Here is an 18,135-nt window from a genome sequence, read left to right on the forward strand (position 1 = left end):
ACCCGCAAACCGCTGTACCGCATCTCCGCAGTACCGCTTTCTCAAGGAGCCCCCGCCATGAGCCAGCGCACACTCGTCCTTTTCAAGCCCGACGCCGTACGCCGTGGCCTCATCGGTGAACTTCTGGGCCGTATCGAGAGCAAAGCCGGCTGGAAGGTCGCGGCGCTGGAACTGCGCACTCTGGAGAAGGAGACCCTGGAGCAGCACTACGCGGAGCACGTCGGCAAGCCCTTCTACGAGCCGCTCGTGGAGTTCATGCAGTCCGGTCCCTCCGTCGTGCTCGTGGTCGAGGGCGAGCGCGTCATCGAGGGCGTGCGGGCGCTGGCGGGGCCGACGGACCCGATTGCCGCAGCACCGGGCTCCATTCGGGGCGACTTCGGCACGATCGTGCGGGAAAATCTGATTCACGCCTCCGACTCCGAAGAGTCCGCGGAGCGCGAGTTGAAGATTTTTTTCCCGGACTTTAGCTAACCTCTGCTGACGCATCATCAGTCGTCAATGCCCTGATGACCTGGGGCGACCGACAATTTCCGGTCGCCCTTCGGCATATGCGGCGGTGTTGCTGGGAACGCATCACCCCGACACGACGTCACTGATTACAGGGACGACGGCTGTTGCGCCGACAATGGCGGGACACCCTTGCTACGTGTTCGAGTGACCGCGTCTACGATGGAACCTCGCGTCTCCACAGCGTTAGCGCGGACACCCTCTCCTGCCGTCCTCCCACATACATCGCTCCAGTTGGAAGGCCAGACGCATCCTATGGCGAACAACATGTCGTTCATCGGCCGTGATATGGCTGTCGACCTCGGGACCGCCAACACGCTGGTGTACGTCAGGGGTCGCGGGATCGTCCTCAACGAGCCGTCGGTCGTCGCCATCAACACCAACACCGGGGGCATCCTGGCGGTCGGCGCCGAGGCGAAGAAGATGATCGGCCGCACCCCCGGCAACATCGTGGCTGTGCGTCCCCTGAAGGACGGCGTCATCGCCGACTTCGAGATCACGGAGCGGATGCTCCGTTACTTCATTCTCAAGATCCACAAGCGCCGTTATCTCGCGCGTCCGCGCGTCGTCATCTGCGTGCCCTCCGGTATCACCGGCGTCGAGCGCCGTGCCGTGATCGAGGCGTCCACGCAGGCGGGCGCCCGGCAGGTGCACATCATCGAGGAGCCGATGGCCGCGGCGATCGGTTCCGGGCTCCCCGTGCACGAGGCCACCGGCAACATGGTCGTCGACATCGGCGGCGGCACCACCGAGGTGGCTGTGATCTCGCTCGGCGGCATCGTCACGGCGCAGTCGATCCGCGTCGCGGGTGACGAGCTGGACAACGCGATCATCCAGCACATCAAGAAGGAGTACAGCCTCCTGCTCGGCGAGCGCACCGCCGAGAGCATCAAGATCACCATCGGCTCCGCGCACTCGCTGGAGAAGGACGAGCACACCGAGATCCGCGGGCGCGACCTGGTCAGTGGCCTCCCCAAGACGGTCGTCATCTCGGCCGCGGAGGTGCGCAAGGCCATGGAGGAGCCGGTCAACGCCATCGTCGACGCGGTGAAGACCACGCTCGACAAGTGCCCGCCGGAGCTGTCCGGAGACGTCATGGACCGCGGGATCGTGCTCACCGGCGGCGGTGCGCTGCTGCGCGGTCTGGACGAACGGCTCCGCAGCGAGACGGGCATGCCGATCCACATCGCCGAGGACCCGCTGGACTCCGTCGCTCTGGGCTCCGGCAAGTGCGTCGAGGAGTTCGAGGCGCTGCAGCAGGTGCTCGACTCCCAGCCGCGGCGATGAGCTGAACACAACGGTCTGCCGTGCGGTCCTCCGCATGAAGCACCACCAGTCCGCACAGCGGATCGTTGAACGTACCGGGGCCGGAGTTCGACGGCTCCGGTACGAGAACCGGTCCGACTGACTGAGGGAAAGGCACGGCCGCCGCACGTGAGGGACACCCGAGAGAGCCGGCTGCTGCTCGTCCTTCTGATCGCCATCGCGTTCGCGCTGATCACGGTGGACATCAGGAAGGGCGAGCAGTCTCCGATGGACAGCGCGCGGCGAGTCGCCGCCTCAGCGTTCGGGCCTGTGGAGAACGGAGTGTCGGCGGCCGTCGACCCCGTGGGAAACTCCATCGCCGCGGTCCGCGACTCCGGTGTGCGGCACGACCGTATAAGCCGTCTCGAGGCGGAGAACGCGCGGCTGAAGCAGGAGCTGGGCTCGGACGACCGGCACCGTGCGCGTTCCAAGGAGCTCGACAGGCTGCTGAAGACGGCCGGCGCCGGCGGCTACGGCATCAAGGGCGCCCAGGTCATCGGCATCGGTGCCGCGCAGGGCTTCTCGTGGACCGTCACAATCGACGCCGGCCGTTCCGACGGGCTCGTCCGCGACATGACGGTCATCAACGGCGACGGTCTGGTGGGCCGCGTGACCACGGTGGGCCCGTCCACGGCGACCGTGCTCCTCGCCAACGACCCCGATTTCTCCGTCGGTACGCGGATGGAGAAGAGCAGCGAACTGGGCTTCGCCACCGGTCGCGGGGGCGACCAGATGAGCGTGCAGCTCCTCAACGGCAAGTCGGAGGTGAAGAAGGGCGACCGGATAGTGACTTTCGGCTCCCGCGACAACAAGCCGTTCGTCCCCGGCGTGCCGGTGGGCGAGGTCACCAAGGTGGACCGGACCGGCGGCGACCTCACCCGGAGCGTCAGCGTCCGGCCGTTCGTCGGCTTCAGCAAGCTCGACATCGTCGGCGTGGTCGTCAAGCCTCCGCGCGAGGACCCGCGTGACGAGGTGCTGGACGCCAACAAGCCCGCCAAGCCCAAGCCCGCCCCCACGGTGACCGTCACCAAGACCCCGAGCCCCAGCGCCTCGGCATCCAGGAGCTGACCGATGCACCTCAACCGGATTCTGCTCTCGGCCGTCCTCGTCGCCGGCGCACTGATCGTCCAGGTGAGTGTGCTCGCGAGGCTGCAACTGCCTGGCGCCGTACCCGATCTGCTGCTGCTGGTCGTGCTGGGGCTCGCGATGGTGTACGGCCACACGGCGGGCGCGCTCACGGGCTTCGCGGGCGGGCTCCTCGCCGACCTCGCGCCTCCCGCCGAGCACGCCGTGGGGCGCTACGCGCTCGTGCTGTGCGTCATCGGCTACGCCGCCGGCCTGACCAAGCCGGACAACGGACAGCACCGCTCGGCGACGGTGCCGATGCTCGTCGTCGCCAGCGCCGCGGTCAGTTCCACGCTGCTGTACGCGGGCGTCGGCACGCTCGTCGGCGACACCGCCGCCGGCCGGGTCGGGCTCCTCCCGCTGCTGCTGACCGCCACTCTCTACGACCTGCTGCTCGCGCCGTTCGTCGTCCCGGCCCTCATGTGGCTGGCCCGGCGCACCGAGCGGGCACCGATCACGTCCGACGCGTCGGGCGTGGGAAGCATGGGCAGAGGCGACAAGGCGGCCTACGGCTGGCTCAGTTCGGGAACCGGACTGCAGATCGGCGGCAGCGGCAGCCTCTTCGGCAAGGGCCGCAACGGCGGCACGGTACGCAACGCACGCAACGGCAAGGCGGTCCGGATGGGGATCCAGCGGGGCAGCCTGCTGGACCGGCCGGGACGGAAGGGCAAGGGCGGAAAGATCAAGGGGGTCAAACGGCTGTGAGCAACCTTCCGGAGACCGGGCGCACTCACCGCGTGAACATCCGGCTCGTCGCCATCCAGATCCTCGTCATGTCGCTGCTGCTCACTCTCGGCGGACGCCTGTGGTATCTCCAGGTCCGCAACGGCGAGGAGTACCAGAAGGAGGCGGCGGGCAACCACGTCCAGCAGGTCGTGCAGCCCGCCACGCGCGGCTCCATCCTGGACGCCAGGGGCGTGCCCATCGCCGACAACGAGACGCGTCTGGTGGTCTCCGCCTCCCGCACCGAGCTGATGAAGATGGACGACAGTGGGAAGGCCGTGCTCACCCGGCTCGCCGGCGTCCTCGACATGAGCCCGAAGACGGTGCAGGAGAAGGTGCGGCTGTGTGACGCGGAGACGCCGCAGCCGTGCTGGAACGGTTCGCCCTACCAGCCCATCCCGGTCACCGACGAAGCGACCACGCAGCAGGCCCTCCAGATCCGCGAGCGCGCGGAGGACTTCCCGGGCATCACCGCCGAACCCACCGCGGTACGCCGGTATCCCGCTCCCTACGGGGCGGGCACGTCACAGGTGCTCGGCTACCTCTCGCCGGTCACCGACGAGGAGATCGAGAAGGCGAAGGACACCGATTCGCCGTTCCTCTCCTCGGACGAGATCGGCCGCTCCGGTCTCGAGCGCACCTACGACAGCATGCTGCGCGGCAGTTCCGGTGTGACGCGCTACGAGGTGGACAACCTCGGACGCGTCATGGGCCGGGCCAAGAGCGACAAGGCGAAGCCCGGTTCGAGTCTGGTGACGAGCATCGACTCCCGGGTGCAGGCGGTCACCGAGCGGGAGCTGCTGACGGCGATGAAGAACGCCCGCAAGCAGCACGACGACAACACGAACAGGAACTACAAGGCCGACGCAGGCGCTGCCGTCGTCATGGAGAACAAGACCGGCCGCGTGGTCGCGATGGCGTCCAACCCCGACTACGACCCCAACGCGTGGGTTGGCGGGATCTCCGGCGGCCAGTACAAGAAGCTCACCGGCAAGAAGTCGAACTATCCGCTGCTGAACCGCTCCATCCAGGGGCTGTCGGCCCCTGGTTCGGTCTTCAAGGTGATCTCCACTGCCGCCGCGGTGAAGGCGGGCAACAAGTTCGACGGCAACTACGACTGCTCGTCCTCGTACAGCGTCGGCGGTCAGGTCTTCAAGAACTACGAGTCCGAGAGCCACGGCACGATCAACCTGGGGCGGGCGCTCGAGGTCTCCTGCGACACCGTCTTCTACGACCTGGCCTACAAGCAGTGGCTGAAGGACGGCGGGAACAAGCCGAAGAAGGACACCAAGGACTGGTTCTACAAGATCGCGCACGAGTTCGGCCTCGGCAAGGAGACCGGCGTCGACCTTCCCAACGAGGTCACCGGCCGCGTTCCCGACCGCCAGTGGAAGAAGGACTACTGGGAGGCGAACAAGGACGCCTGGTGCAAGCAGGCCAAGAACCCCAAGTCCTACGCCGACAAGATCGCCAAGGAGAACTGCGTCTCCGGCATGAAGATGCGCGCCGGCGACAGCGTCAACTACTCGATCGGGCAGGGCGACACCCTCGTCACGCCGATCCAGATGGCGACCATCTACGCGGCGATCGCCAACGGCGGCACGCTGCTCGACCCGACGCTCGGCAAGGCCACGATGAGCCCGGACGGCAAGGCCATAAAGGAGATCGAGCCGAAGTCGCACGGCAAGCTGCCGGTGAGCAAGAAGACGCTGAAGAAGATGGACGCGGCACTCGCCGGTGTCGCCGAACGCGGCACGGCGGCCTGGCGGTTCGGCGACGCCGGATGGCCCCAGGACAAGATCAAGATGCACGCCAAGACGGGTACGGCCGAGGTCGCCGGCAAACAGACGACGTCCTGGTTCTCGACGTACACCAAGGACTACACGATCGTGATGACGATCTCCCAGGGCGGTACGGGCTCCGGGGCCTCCGGTCCGGCCGTGCGCAACATCTACAACGCGATCTACGGCGTCGACTCGAAGGGTGAGATCGACAAGGACAGCGCGCTGCTGCCCCACCCGGAGAAGGACCTTCCGAAGGTCGACGAGCACGGCAACATCGAGGCCCGGCACGACGACAAGTTCAAGGAGCGTGCGAAGCGGGCCGTCGCCGGCGCACCGGACGCGGGAGCCGCTGGATGAGCACGCACTCGTACTCCCTCGGGGGATACGGCCCGCAGAAGCGTTCGGCATGGGTCAAGCTGACCGCCCGCGACTCCGCGGTCTGGCGGCTGGACTGGGTGATGGTGCTGTCCGGGGTGGCGCTGTCCGTCGTGGGTTCGCTGCTGGTGTGGTCCGCCACGCGCAACCGCACCGACCTCAACCACGGGGACCCGTACTACTTTCTGACCCGGCACGCCCTCAGCCTTGTCGTCGGCGTGCTGCTGATGGCGCTGACGGTGTGGGTCGGGCACAGGCGCCTGCGGGGGGCCGTGCCGTTCCTCTACGGGGCCTCGGTCCTGCTGGCCCTGCTGGTGCTCACCCCGCTGGGCGCGACGATCAACGGACAGCGCGCGTGGCTCCACCTGGGCGGCGGGTTCTCGCTGCAGCCCGCGGAGTTCATCAAGATCACGATGGTCCTGGGCATGGCGATGCTCCTGGCCGCGAAGGTGGACGCGGGGGACAGGGAGCATCCCGACCACCGCACCGTGCTCCAGGCGCTGGGTCTGGCGGCCGCACCAATCCTGATCATCGTGCTGATGCCGGACCTCGGTTCGGTGATGGTCCTGGTGATGATCGTGCTGGGCGTGCTGCTCGCGTCCGGGGCGTCCAACCGCTGGATCGTCGGACTGTGCGTGGCGGGCGCGAGCGGGGCCGTTCTGGTGTGGGCGCTCGGGCTGCTCGACCAGTACCAGATCAACCGCTTCGCCGCCTTCGCCAACCCCGCGCTCGACCCGGCGGGTGTCGGGTACAACACCAATCAGGCGCGTATCGCCATCGGTTCCGGCGGGCTCACCGGCAAGGGCCTCTTCAAGGGCTCGCAGACGACCGGCCAGTTCGTCCCCGAGCAGCAGACCGACTTCGTCTTCACCGTCGCGGGGGAGGAACTGGGCTTCCTGGGCGGCGCGTTGATCATCTTCCTGCTGGGCGTGCTGATCTGGAGGGCCTGCCGCATCGCGCGGGAGTCGACGGAGCTGTACAGCACGATCGTCGCCGCGGGCGTGATCGCCTGGTTCGCGTTCCAGTCGTTCGAGAACATCGGGATGACGCTGGGCATCATGCCGGTCGCGGGGCTGCCGCTGCCGTTCGTCTCCTACGGCGGTACGTCGATGTTCGCGGTGTGGATCGCGCTGGGGCTGCTGCAGTCGATCAGAGTGCAGCGTCCCGTCTCGGCATAGCGGCGGCCGCCGTCCCCGCGGACGTTCCGGCTGTGGTCCCCCGTGGTGTGGGGGTGGCGCCGCCGCCGTCCTTTGCGCGGCTTCCGGTGCCCGTCCCCAGCCAGCGGCCTGTCCGGCTCATAGCGTGGGACATGCGCGACGGGAAGGCACGGGGCCCGGGGATGGTCACCGGGCGTACGCGCCCGTTGTGGAGGGCCGAGATCCGCCACCCCTGCTCTGTCCGCACGACGGTGAGCGTCTGGCGCGACAGCCGTCGCCTCGGCAGCCGCGACCGCCAGGGCATCAGTACCGACGCCGTTCCGTGGACGACGGCGACGTCTTCCGTGAGGTGGCGGACGGACTCCAGGTCGCCGACGAGCGCGGAGCCGGCCAGCACGCCGCGGAAGAGCCGGTCGTGGTTGTCCTGCAGCGCCTTCCGGCCGCACGCGCGGGTGCCGTCGTAGGAGACGTAGTCGGCATCCGCGGTGAAGCAGGCACCGAACGCGGCGGCGTCGTTGTCTGTCCAAGCCTGCATGAAGCGCCGGAACAGCTGAGTGATCTCTTCTTCGCTGGTAGGCATGAGGTCCCTTCCGTTATTGTTTCGCTCACCGAAATTTACGATAACAGAAAGATTCGAATGCAGAAATATGCGTCGGACGAGGCGGCCCGTGATGTGGCCAGGCGGATGAGGCTGCTGCAGCAGAGCTTCGACGTCTTCGACGAAGCCGCGGCCGCCCGTCTGGGAGTGAACCGCACCGACCTGCGCTGCCTCGATCTGATCCTGGCCGGGGGGTCGTTGTCCGCGGGGGAGTTGAGCGTCGCGGCACGGCTCAGCCCCGCCGCGACGACGTCCGTGATCGACCGCCTCGAGCGCGTCGGCTATGTCACCCGCAGCCGGGACGGGGCCAACCGCCGCCGCGTCCTCGTCGCCGCGACCGAGGCCGCCCGCACTGCTGAGCGCGAGGTGTACGGACCGGTCGGCGAGGCCGGGAGGTCGGCGCTGCGTGACTACGACGCGGACCAACTCGCGCTCATCGGCGAATTCCTGGAGACTGCCCGCCGCGTCCAGGAGGAGCAGACGGCCCGCCTGAAGGGGCGGGCCTGAGGCGGGCGCGATCCCAGCCTCCCCGTCCGCGTTACGCTGAATGGTCACCTGCACCGCGAACGCGCCCTGAGTCGAGGAACCCCCATGCCAGTCGAGTCGGTCTTCCCGCGCCTGGAGGCCCTCCTTCCCCATGTCCAGAAGCCGATCCAGTACGTCGGCGGTGAGCTGAACTCCACCGTCAAGGACTGGGACAGCTGCGACGTCCGCTGGGCGCTGATGTACCCCGACGCCTACGAGGTGGGGCTGCCGAACCAGGGCGTCATGATCCTCTACGAGGTGCTCAACGAGCGCGAGGGCGTACTGGCGGAGCGCACCTACAGCGTGTGGCCCGACCTGGAGAAGCTGATGCGGGAGCAGGAGGTCCCGCAGTTCACGGTCGACGCGCACCGTCCGGTCGGCGAGTTCGACGTGCTGGGCGTGTCCTTCGCCACCGAGCTCGGGTACACCAACCTGCTCACGGCCCTCGAACTGTCGGGCATCCCGCTGGAGACCGCGGACCGCGGCGACGAGCACCCGATCGTGCTGGCGGGCGGCCATGCCGCCTTCAACCCCGAGCCCATCGCGGACTTCATCGACTGCGCGGTCGTGGGCGACGGCGAGCAGGCCGTGCTCGAGATCAGCGAGATCATCCGCGCCTGGAAGCAGGAAGGGCGTCCGGGCGGGCGGGACGAACTGCTGCTGCGGCTCGCGAAGACCGGAGAGGTCTACGTCCCCAAGTTCTACGACGTGGAGTACCTGCCCGACGGGCGCATCGCCCGCGTCGTCCCGAACCGGACGGGCGTCCCGTGGCGCGTCGCCAAGCGCACCGTGATGGATTTGGACGAATGGCCGTACCCGAAGCAGCCGTTGGTGCCTCTGGCCGAGACGGTCCACGAGCGCATGTCCGTGGAGATCTTCCGCGGCTGCACGCGCGGCTGCCGGTTCTGCCAGGCGGGGATGATCACCCGGCCGGTCCGTGAGCGCTCCATCACCGGGATCGGCGACATGGTGGAGAAGGGCCTGAAGAGCACCGGCTTCGAAGAGGTCGGCCTGCTCTCGCTCTCCTCGGCCGACCACAGCGAGATCGGCGACGTGGCCAAGGGGCTGGCCGACCGGTACGAAGAGGACAAGATCGGCCTCTCCCTGCCCTCGACCCGTGTGGACGCCTTCAACATCGACCTCGCCAACGAGCTGACGCGCAACGGCCGCCGCTCCGGCCTCACCTTCGCCCCCGAGGGCGGCAGCGAGCGCATCCGCAAGGTCATCAACAAGATGGTCTCGGAGGAGGACCTGATCCGGACCGTCGCCACGGCCTACGGCAACGGCTGGCGCCAGGTGAAGCTGTACTTCATGTGCGGGCTCCCCACCGAGACCGACGAGGACGTGCTGCAGATCGGCGACATGGCCGTCAACGTCATCGCCAAGGGCCGCGAGGTCGCGAAGTCCAACGACATCCGCTGCACCGTCTCCATCGGCGGCTTCGTCCCCAAGCCGCACACGCCCTTCCAGTGGGCCCCGCAGCTGTCCGCCGAGGAGACGGACGAACGGCTCGGCAAGCTGCGCGAGAAGATCCGCGGCGACAAGAAGTACGGCCGCTCCATCGGCTTCCGGTACCACGACGGCAAGCCCGGCATCGTCGAGGGCCTGCTCTCCCGCGGAGACCGCCGCGTCGGCGCCGTCATCCGTGAGGTCTTCGAGCGGGGCGGACGGTTCGACGGCTGGCGCGAGTACTTCAGCTACCAGCTGTGGATGGACAGCGCCGCACACGCGCTCCCGGCGTACGGCGTCGACGTCGACTGGTACACGACGCGGGAGCGCACCTACGAGGAGGTCCTGCCCTGGGACCACCTCGACTCCGGCCTCGACAAGGACTGGCTCTGGGAGGACTGGCAGGACGCCCTCGACGAGACCGAGGTCGAGGACTGCCGCTGGACGCCGTGCTTCGACTGCGGCGTGTGCCCGCAGATGGACACCGAGATCCAGATCGGGCCGACGGGCAAGAAGCTGCTGCCGCTGACGGTCAAGTAGGCAACGAAAGGGCCACGGAGGAGAGTTCGGGCCCAGTCCGGCGAACCGGCGGGAGTCGGGCGCGCGTCCTGCCAGGCATGAGTGACGCCCAGGAACGCCTGCCGGTCTCCCTGGCCAAGGACCCTGCCGCCGGGGGCACGGCCTCCGGCGGCGCTCGTCCCGCCGGCCCCGCCGCTCCCGCCGCCCCGGCGCCGGAGGGCTGCCTGGCGGTCGTGATCCGCATCCCGGTGCGGATCGTGACGCTGCTGCTCGTCCTCCCCGTACGGATGCTGTGGGACGCCCTGATCGTGTGCGGGCGGGCGCTGAAGCGCACCCTGTGGGTGCCGTTCGCCCGCGCGATGAGCCGGCTTTGGGACGCCGTCCTCGCGCCGGTGCTCTACGCCGTCTTCGTCTGGCCGTGGACAGCGCTGTGGCGCTACGTCCTCGCCCCCGTCGGCCGCGGCGCCGCGTGGCTCGCGGCGCTCGTGGGCAGCGGGATCGCGGCCGCGGCGCGGGGGATCGGCGCAGCGCTGTCCTGGCTGGGGCGGACGCTTCTCGTCATCCCGGCCACCTGGCTCTACAGGCAGGTGCTGACACCCGTTGGGCACGGGATCCTCGCCGTTCTGCGGGGTGCGGGCTCGGGGCTCGCGTGGCTGGGCCGGTACGGGCTGCTCGTACCCGGCAAGGCGCTCTGGGCGGCGGCCGTATGGCTGGTGGGGCTGCTCGTCGTCGTTCCTGCCGTGTTCCTGTACCGCTGGGTGCTGACCCCGTTGGGGCACGGCGTGATCGCGGCCGTCCGTGCGGCGGTGGCCGCCCTGGCGTGGCTCTGGCGGTACGCGGTCCTCGCGCCCTGCGGCTTCGTGTACCGCTGGATCCTCGCGCCGGTGGGCCGGGCGGCGGCCGTCGTCGCGAGAGAGATCGCGGACGCCCTCGGCCATGCGTGGCGGGTGGCCGGACGCATCTCGCGGGCGGTGTTCCGGTTCATCGGTGCGGTGCTCCGCTTCCTCGTCGTCGACCCGGTCGTGTGGGTGTGGCGGAACGCAGTCCGGCCCCTCGGGCGCGGCCTCCGCGACCACGTGTGGCGGCCGGTCGCGCGGGCGGTACGCGAAGCCGGCCGCGGCGTACGGGCGGCGTTCGCCGCCGCGCGGGACTCCGTACGGCAGACCCGGGCCGAACTGCGCAGGGCCCTGTTCGGTGCGCCGTCCGAGCCGGAGCGGCAGCCCCTGCCCGGCAACGGGCGCGTACCCTGGGGCGCAGGATCACCGCACAGCCGTGCGTCGGCGTCGAAGACACCGGCCCGGCAGCCCGACGATGCGGACTTCCGCACCCTTTGAACACGCTTGACATCCGTACATGCGAAGGGCGGCCGTCTCCCACGCGCTGCCGCCCCGCACCAGGTACCGAGGAGAGAACCACTGGGCAAGCGACAGCCCGAAGGCCCGCCGCCCGCACTCGCCGTGCAGCGCGTGCGCCTGCGTTACACCAAGCGCGGCCGCCTCCGGTTCACCAGCCATAGAGACTTCCAGCGCGCGTTCGAACGTGCGCTGCGCCGAGCGGACGTGCCCATGGCGTACTCCGCCGGCTTCACACCGCACCCGAAGGTCTCCTACGCCAATGCCGCACCCACCGGCACGGGCAGCGAGGCCGAATTTCTGGAGATCGCCCTCACCGAGCGGCGTGAGCCGCAGGAGCTGCGCTCCATGCTGGACACGTGCATGCCGACCGGTCTCGACATCGTCGACGCCGTGGAGGTCCGCACGTCCGACTTCACCGACCGCCTGGAGGCGTCCGAGTGGGAGCTCCGGCTCCCCGGAGTGGAGGCCGGAGAGGCGGCCGAGGCCGTCGGGAAGTTCCTCGCGGCGGAGTCGGTCGAGGTCGAGCGGCGTACGAAGAAGGGCATCCGCACCTTCGACGCCCGGGCCGCCGTCACCTCGCTGACCTCAGCGGAAGCACCGGCCGGTGAAGGGGCCGATGGTCCGCGCGGCGAACCCTGTGCGATACTGCGCTTGGTGGTACGGCACCTGACACCCGCTGTACGACCCGACGACGTCCTGTCCGGCCTCCGAGCTACGGCCGACCTGGCGCCGCCGGTCCCGGCAGCGGTGACCAGGCTGGCGCAGGGGCCGCTCGATGAGGAGACCGGCACGGTGACCGACCCGTTGGCGCCCGACCGCGACGCACCCCTCGTTGCGACGGCGCCGGGCGGCAGCGCGTAGGCCAGGGGCCTGGAGGATCACCGTTGAAAGCGCCACCGCTGACGCAGGCACCAGGGAGCCACCCGGGTCCGCGTGACGGCAGGCAGGCGCACCGACCAGCAGACTTTCGCCGGAGCCGGGCCGCAGACAGGACCCGGGACCGGCGTTGAGACAACAGCTCCCGTGTGGCGCCCGCGCCCCGGAGCGCGGCCCCGCCCGGTGGTGTGGGCCGTGACCGGACAAGAAGAGGCGCGGCGCCCGGGAGCGTGACGGGAGAACCGCCCGCATGCTCGAACCGAACAACGAAAGCGCAGCCGAGGAGAACGCCGGACAGTCCCCCCAGCCGGCGGAACCGCTTCAGACTCCCGGGACGGGAGACGCCGCGGCGCAGACTCCCGGGCAGGGCTCCGCATCGCCCAGCGACACCCTTCCGCCGCGGCGCCGCCGCGCGGCGACCCGCCCCGCGGGTCCCCCTGAGCCGACGGCCGCCTCCGAGGTGACCACCACGACCGGGACGACGGTCGAGGCAGGTGCCGCGGACGCGGGGGGCGACGCCCCGGCCGCGTCGAGCGCCGCCGCCGGCAACGAGAGCCGCGTGGAGAGCGCGCCGCCCGCCCCGCGCAGGCGCCGCGCCACCCGCAGGGCCAGCGCCCCCGCGGGAACACCGAGCGTGGACGAACCGGCAGCAGCCGCGGAGCAGGTCGTCACGCCCCAGGCGGCGCAGCCGGCCGAGGCGGACGCTGCCGCGGACACCGGATCCGTTCCCGCCGCGGAGCCTGCGGCACAGGCCGCCCCGCGCCGCCGCGCGCGCCGGGCCAGCGCGCCCGCGGGCACGCCCGTGGCAGCGGAGATCGCCGCGGACGAACCGGCTGCCGCGGAGCCAGCCCGCGCGGAGGGCGAGGAGAGCACCGCCACCGAGGCGGGCGCCGGTTCCGCTTCCCGTACGAGGCGGCGGACCACCAGGAAGTCGACCTCGCCGTCGGCGAGCGAGTCCGAGGGCACGGAAGGCGCGAGCACGTCCGGCGAGCAGGGGAGCGACAGCGCCGCCAATAAGTCCGCGGACTCCGGCGAACCGCCCCGGCGGACCCGCAGGACGCGCGCCTCTTCGAAGAACCAGGGCGACGCGACGGCCGAGGCGCCCGCGGGAGATGCGGCGTCCGCCGAGGGCGGCGCCGCCTCCGCGGGGAAGTCCGGGGACGAGAGCGCCGGTGAGGAGAACGGCGGCCGTGCCCCGCGCCGCCCGACTCGCAAGAGCGCCTCCTTCACCGCGCCGCCCGCCGTCCACGACGACTCCCGGTCCGGGAAGGCCGGCGAATCGGGATCGGCGAGGAAGCCTGCCGTGGCGCCGGTCGCCGTGTTCCAGGCGCCGGTCTTCACGGAGCCCGCGTTCCAGACCCCGCAGACCGCGGCCGCTGAGGCCGCGGCGGGTGCCGTAGAGGACGTCGACGAGGACGAGTTCGACGAGACCGCGGAAGAGGAGGAGACCCCGCAGGCCGAAGGCCCGCGCCGCCGGTCTCGCCGCCGCCGCGGTGACTCCTCCGGCAGCGGGCAGGAAGGCAAGGGCGACGGCCGCCGCGAGACGGCCGAGCAGGAAGAGGACTCCGCCGAGGCCGGCGAGGAGTCCCACGAAGGCGACGAGGAGCCTGCCGAGGGTCAGGACGAGCGTCCCGCACGCCGTCGCCGCAGGGGCGGCCGCCGCCGTCGCCGCGGTGACAGCAGCGACGCGGGCCAGGACGAATCGCCCGATGAGGGCGAGGAGGGCCGGGGCGGTCAGGGCCGCTCCCGCGGCGGGCGCTCCGCCGACGCCGACGCCGGCACCGACGGCGAGGGAGACGAGGCGGAGGGCTCGGCCGGATCCGCCGAGGAGAGCGATGAGGACGAGGGCGGTTCCGGCGCGGGTTCCACCAGCAGTTCCCGCCGTCGCCGCCGGCGTCGCCGCCGCGGCGGCGACTCGGGTGAGGCCGCGGGCGAGTCCGGTGGAGACGACCCCGAGCGCACGGTCGTCAAGATCCGGGAGCCCCGCCGCAAGAAGGACGAGCCCGTCGACGAGGTGCAGGCGATCAAGGGATCGACGCGCCTCGAGGCCAAGAAGCAGCGCCGCCGGGAGGGCCGCGAGCAGGGCCGCCGCCGGGTGCCGATCATCACCGAGGCCGAGTTCCTGGCGCGGCGCGAAGCCGTCAAGCGGGAGATGATCGTCCGGCAGAGCGGTGAGCGTACGCAGATCGCCGTGCTCGAGGACGACGTGCTGGTCGAGCACTTCGTCAACAAGGAGCAGTCGACGTCGTACGTCGGCAACGTCTACCTGGGCAAGGTGCAGAACGTCCTGCCGTCCATGGAGGCCGCCTTCGTCGACATCGGCAAGGGCCGCAACGCCGTCCTCTACGCGGGCGAGGTCAACTTCGAGGCGCTGGGCATGGCCAACGGCCCGCGCCGGATCGAGACCGCGCTCAAGTCCGGCCAGTCGGTGCTGGTGCAGGTCACCAAGGACCCGATGGGCCACAAGGGCGCCCGCCTGACCAGTCAGGTCTCGCTGCCCGGCCGCTACCTGGTGTACGTCCCCGAGGGGTCGATGACGGGTATCAGCCGCAAGCTGCCCGACACCGAGCGGTCGCGGCTGAAGCAGATTCTGAAGAAGGTCGTCCCCGAGGACGCCGGAGTCATCGTGCGCACGGCCGCCGAGGGTGCCAGCGAGGACGAGCTGCGCCGCGACGTCGAGCGCCTGCAGGCGCAGTGGGAGGACATCCAGCGCAAGGCGCAGAAGGGGAACGCCCCGACGCTGCTGTACGGCGAGCCGGACATGACCGTGCGCGTCGTGCGCGACATCTTCAACGAGGACTTCTCGAAGGTCATCGTCAGCGGCGACGAGGCGTGGGAGACGATCCACGGCTACGTCTCGCACGTCGCGCCGGACCTGTCGGAGCGGCTGAAGAAGTGGTCCTCGGACGTCGACGTCTTCGCCACGTACCGCATCGACGAGCAGCTGATGAAGGCGCTGGACCGCAAGGTGTGGCTGCCGAGCGGCGGTTCGCTGGTCATCGACCGGACCGAGGCGATGATCGTGGTCGACGTCAACACCGGCAAGTTCACCGGCCAGGGCGGCAACCTGGAGGAGACGGTCACCAGGAACAACCTGGAGGCGGCCGAGGAGATCGTGCGCCAGCTCCGGCTGCGGGACCTCGGCGGCATCATCGTGATCGACTTCATCGACATGGTGCTGGAGTCCAACCGGGACCTGGTGCTGCGGCGCCTGCTGGAGTGCCTCGGCAGGGACCGCACCAAGCACCAGGTCGCCGAGGTGACGTCGCTCGGCCTGGTGCAGATGACGCGCAAGCGGGTCGGGCAGGGACTCCTGGAGTCCTTCTCCGAGCAGTGCGTGCACTGCAACGGGCGCGGCGTGCTCGTGCACATGGAGCAGCCTTCCGCGCAGGGTGGCAAGAAGGGCAAGAAGAAGGGCGGAAAGGGGAACGGCCAGCAGTCCCAGGTCCCGGCGCAGCCGCATCCCGTACCGCTGAACGAGCCCGAGCAGGGCGGCGACACGTCGCAGGGCGGCGGCCGTTCGGCGGCGAAGGAGGCGAAGGCGGCGGCGTCGGCGCCGGTGGAGTTCACGCCCGACGACGATCTGTACAGCTCCGTCAACGAGGCCGAGGCGTCCGCCGGAGGCCGGGGCGGACGGTCCCGGCGCCGGGGCAGCCGCAAGGCGAGCGCCCCGCAGGGAGCACCGCAGGACAGCGGCGCCAAGCAGGAGGCCGCGCAGGCGCAGGCCGGCGAGGCGGCCGCCGATCGGAGAGAGCCCGACCGGAAGCAGCCCGAGGGCAGCCGCGCGGGAGAGGCGGCGGAGCAGGCACCGTCGTCGGGTGAGAGCACCCCGAAGGGGGCCGCCGACCCGGGAAACGGCCGAGGCCGTTCGCGGACCGGTTCCGCAGCTGGTGGCGGGGACGCCGCCGCTGAGGCGACCGACGCGGGCGGCCTGAAGACCACGGCCGGTTCCGGCGCGGAGGCTTCGCCGGCATCCACCGGCGAAGCCGCTTCCGGGACAGCCGCCCCCGCCGCGCGTACGCGGCGCCGGGCGAGCCGCAAGGCGTCCGCTCCGGCGGGTTCGCCGCCCGCCTCGGACGAGGGCGTCGTCACCGTCGTCGCCGCGAACGCCGATGAGCAGTCGGCACAGCCGGATTCCGGTACGCAGGCCGGGGCGGTGGCGGACGAGTCCGCGACTGCCGCGTCTGCCGCTCCCGAGCAGACGGCGACGGCGGACGCCGCTCCGGCCCGATCGCGCCGCCGGGCGAGCCGCAAGGCCTCGGCTCCGGCGGGTTCACCGTCGGCGTCCGACGAGGCGGGAGCCATCGTGCTCCGCGCGTCCGAGGCCGCGTCCGGCACGCAGCCTGTGGACGAGTCGGTGGCGAAGGTCGTCTCGGAGCCCGTTCCGGTGCGTCCGCGGCGCCGTGCCACGCGGAGCGTGTCGGCCCCGGCGGGTTCCCCGGAGTCCGCGGAGGACGAGGGCGCTGCCGGTGGCGGACAGGCTGCCGACGGCGCGGACGCTCCGGTGAAGAAGGCGGCCGCGAAGAAGGCCCCGGCGAAGAAGGCGGCCGCGAAGAAGACGGCGAAGAAGGCCGCTTCGACGCGGAAGTCGGCTGCTGCGAAGAAGACGGCCGCTGCCGAGCAGGACGCGCCCTCCTCCGTCTCGGCGTCCGCCGAGGAGCCGTCGGAGGCGTCCGGCACGCAGGAGCAGCCCGGCACGCAGGAGCAGGACGGCGCCGCGTCCGAAGGCTGACCCGGCGGGACCGGCGCCGCTGGGAGCGGAGCAGTACGGGAAGTCCCCGGCCCTTTCGACGGGTCGGGGACTTCGCCGTCCGTCCCGCGGCAGCGGCAGGCCGCTGGGAGGTGCTCCGGCCGGTCCTCACGGGCCCGGCCGCCCCCGGACCTGGTTTGACCAGCGTGTGCGGCGCCCCGTAATCTTGACCGTCGGCGTGTCATCGGGATGCGCCGCGCTCCTGAGCAACTCCCTCCCGCGGCTGAGGTCCGGGAGAGGCCGCTCAATCCATTCGGATCAGATCGTGAGTTCGGATGCCGGGCCTGTGCCCGTGTCCGTACCGCGCCGGGCGGCTGGCGTCAGGAGTCCCGTAGCGAGCGAGAGAGAGTTCCGCGTGTACGCAATCGTGCGCACCGGCGGCCGTCAGCAGCGTGTGGCTGTGGGCGACGTCATCGAGGTAGACCGCATCAGCGAGAGCAAGGCCGGCGACAGCGTCGAGCTCTCGACCCTGCTCGTTGTGGACGGCGACACGGTCACGAGCGACCCGTGGGTGCTGGACGGCGTGAAGGTCGCGGCCGAGGTCGTCGACCACCACAAGGGCAACAAGATCCGCATCCAGAAGTACAAGAACAAGACCGGCTACAAGAAGCGGATCGGCCACCGTCAGCTGCACACCGCGCTGAAGATCACCGACATCCCGACCCCGGCGAAGAAGAAGTAAGGACTGAGCAGAGATGGCACACAAGAAGGGCGCATCGTCCACCCGGAACGGTCGCGACTCCAATGCCCAGTACCTCGGCGTGAAGCGCTTCGGCGGTCAGCTCGTCAACGCCGGTGAGATCCTGGTCCGTCAGCGCGGCACCCACTTCCACCCGGGCGCGGGCGTCGGCCGTGGCGGCGACGACACGCTGTTCGCTCTCGACGCCGGTGCGGTGCAGTTCGGCACCCGCCGCGGCCGTCGCGTCGTGAACATCGTCCCGGCGGGCGAGTAACCACCGCCGGGAGGCGCTGTGCCGGGTCGCTGAACACGGTTGAGTGATCGGCCCGGCAGGGTGCCGTCCACCGCGTCACATCGCGCATAGTCATCGAGGGCGGACCGCCGCTCCCTCGCGTACGCATCGGTCGT

The 18,135-nt window shown here is 70.5% G+C and carries 14 protein-coding genes; 13 read left to right on the plus strand and 1 reads right to left on the minus strand.

Annotation, left to right across the window (positions count from 1 at the left end; translation table 11 throughout):
* The first annotated feature begins 57 nt into the window (after window positions 1-57).
* The 6 genes from ndk (at window position 58) to rodA (ending at window position 6,997) form a co-directional block, all read left to right on the plus strand.
* Entirely contained in the window at window positions 58-471 is a 414-nt protein-coding gene (gene ndk / locus IEY56_RS09725; RefSeq protein ID WP_189036726.1) for a nucleoside-diphosphate kinase, read from the plus strand.
* A gap of 303 nt (window positions 472-774) precedes the next feature.
* On the plus strand, window positions 775-1,794 hold the full coding sequence (locus IEY56_RS09730; RefSeq protein WP_045863550.1) for a rod shape-determining protein: 1,020 nt from the start codon (window positions 775-777) through the stop codon (window positions 1,792-1,794).
* Between the two features lie 147 nt (window positions 1,795-1,941).
* Entirely contained in the window at window positions 1,942-2,880 is a 939-nt protein-coding gene (gene mreC / locus IEY56_RS09735; RefSeq protein WP_189036727.1) for a rod shape-determining protein MreC, read from the plus strand.
* 3 nt (window positions 2,881-2,883) lie between these two features.
* The gene (gene mreD / locus IEY56_RS09740) at window positions 2,884-3,642 is read left to right on the plus strand and encodes a rod shape-determining protein MreD (RefSeq protein ID WP_189036728.1); all 759 of its coding nucleotides are present in this window, start codon (window positions 2,884-2,886) and stop codon (window positions 3,640-3,642) included.
* The gene (gene mrdA, locus IEY56_RS09745) at window positions 3,639-5,801 is read left to right on the plus strand and encodes a penicillin-binding protein 2 (RefSeq protein ID WP_189036729.1); all 2,163 of its coding nucleotides are present in this window, start codon (window positions 3,639-3,641) and stop codon (window positions 5,799-5,801) included. The genes mreD and mrdA overlap by 4 nt, the downstream gene beginning before the upstream one ends.
* Complete coding sequence (gene rodA / locus IEY56_RS09750) at window positions 5,798-6,997, plus strand: rod shape-determining protein RodA (RefSeq protein ID WP_189036730.1); 1,200 nt, start codon at window positions 5,798-5,800, stop codon at window positions 6,995-6,997. The genes mrdA and rodA overlap by 4 nt, the downstream gene beginning before the upstream one ends.
* Here rodA and IEY56_RS09755 read toward each other — a convergent pair.
* On the minus strand, window positions 6,969-7,556 hold the full coding sequence (locus IEY56_RS09755) for an SgcJ/EcaC family oxidoreductase (protein WP_189036731.1): 588 nt from the start codon (window positions 7,554-7,556) through the stop codon (window positions 6,969-6,971). The two genes, rodA and IEY56_RS09755, sit on opposite strands and share 29 nt — an antisense overlap.
* 57 nt (window positions 7,557-7,613) lie before the next feature.
* Between IEY56_RS09755 and IEY56_RS09760 the strand changes: the two genes are divergently transcribed.
* The 7 genes from IEY56_RS09760 to rpmA all read left to right on the plus strand — a co-directional run bounded on the left by IEY56_RS09760 (window position 7,614) and on the right by rpmA (window position 18,001).
* The gene (locus tag IEY56_RS09760) at window positions 7,614-8,081 is read left to right on the plus strand and encodes a MarR family winged helix-turn-helix transcriptional regulator (RefSeq protein ID WP_189036732.1); all 468 of its coding nucleotides are present in this window, start codon (window positions 7,614-7,616) and stop codon (window positions 8,079-8,081) included.
* A gap of 84 nt (window positions 8,082-8,165) precedes the next feature.
* Window positions 8,166-10,088 carry a TIGR03960 family B12-binding radical SAM protein gene (locus IEY56_RS09765; RefSeq protein WP_189036733.1) on the plus strand — a complete coding sequence of 641 codons (1,923 nt, stop codon included), beginning with the start codon at window positions 8,166-8,168 and terminating at the stop codon, window positions 10,086-10,088.
* A gap of 77 nt (window positions 10,089-10,165) precedes the next feature.
* The gene (locus tag IEY56_RS09770; protein ID WP_189036734.1) at window positions 10,166-11,401 is read left to right on the plus strand and encodes a hypothetical protein; all 1,236 of its coding nucleotides are present in this window, start codon (window positions 10,166-10,168) and stop codon (window positions 11,399-11,401) included.
* Between the two features lie 123 nt (window positions 11,402-11,524).
* Window positions 11,525-12,283, plus strand: coding sequence for a TIGR03936 family radical SAM-associated protein (locus IEY56_RS09775; protein WP_189036735.1), 759 nt, complete (start codon window positions 11,525-11,527; stop codon window positions 12,281-12,283).
* A gap of 265 nt (window positions 12,284-12,548) precedes the next feature.
* On the plus strand, window positions 12,549-17,030 hold the full coding sequence (locus IEY56_RS09780) for an Rne/Rng family ribonuclease (RefSeq protein ID WP_189036736.1): 4,482 nt from the start codon (window positions 12,549-12,551) through the stop codon (window positions 17,028-17,030).
* A gap of 373 nt (window positions 17,031-17,403) precedes the next feature.
* Window positions 17,404-17,730 carry a 50S ribosomal protein L21 gene (gene rplU, locus IEY56_RS09785; protein ID WP_189036737.1) on the plus strand — a complete coding sequence of 109 codons (327 nt, stop codon included), beginning with the start codon at window positions 17,404-17,406 and terminating at the stop codon, window positions 17,728-17,730.
* A 13-nt stretch (window positions 17,731-17,743) separates the two neighbouring features.
* The gene (gene rpmA / locus IEY56_RS09790) at window positions 17,744-18,001 is read left to right on the plus strand and encodes a 50S ribosomal protein L27 (protein ID WP_045863360.1); all 258 of its coding nucleotides are present in this window, start codon (window positions 17,744-17,746) and stop codon (window positions 17,999-18,001) included.
* Window positions 18,002-18,135: the final 134 nt, after the last annotated feature.

The sequence above is a fragment of the Streptomyces daqingensis genome (assembly GCF_014645895.1).
Taxonomy (GTDB): Bacteria; Actinomycetota; Actinomycetes; order Streptomycetales; family Streptomycetaceae; genus Streptomyces; species Streptomyces daqingensis.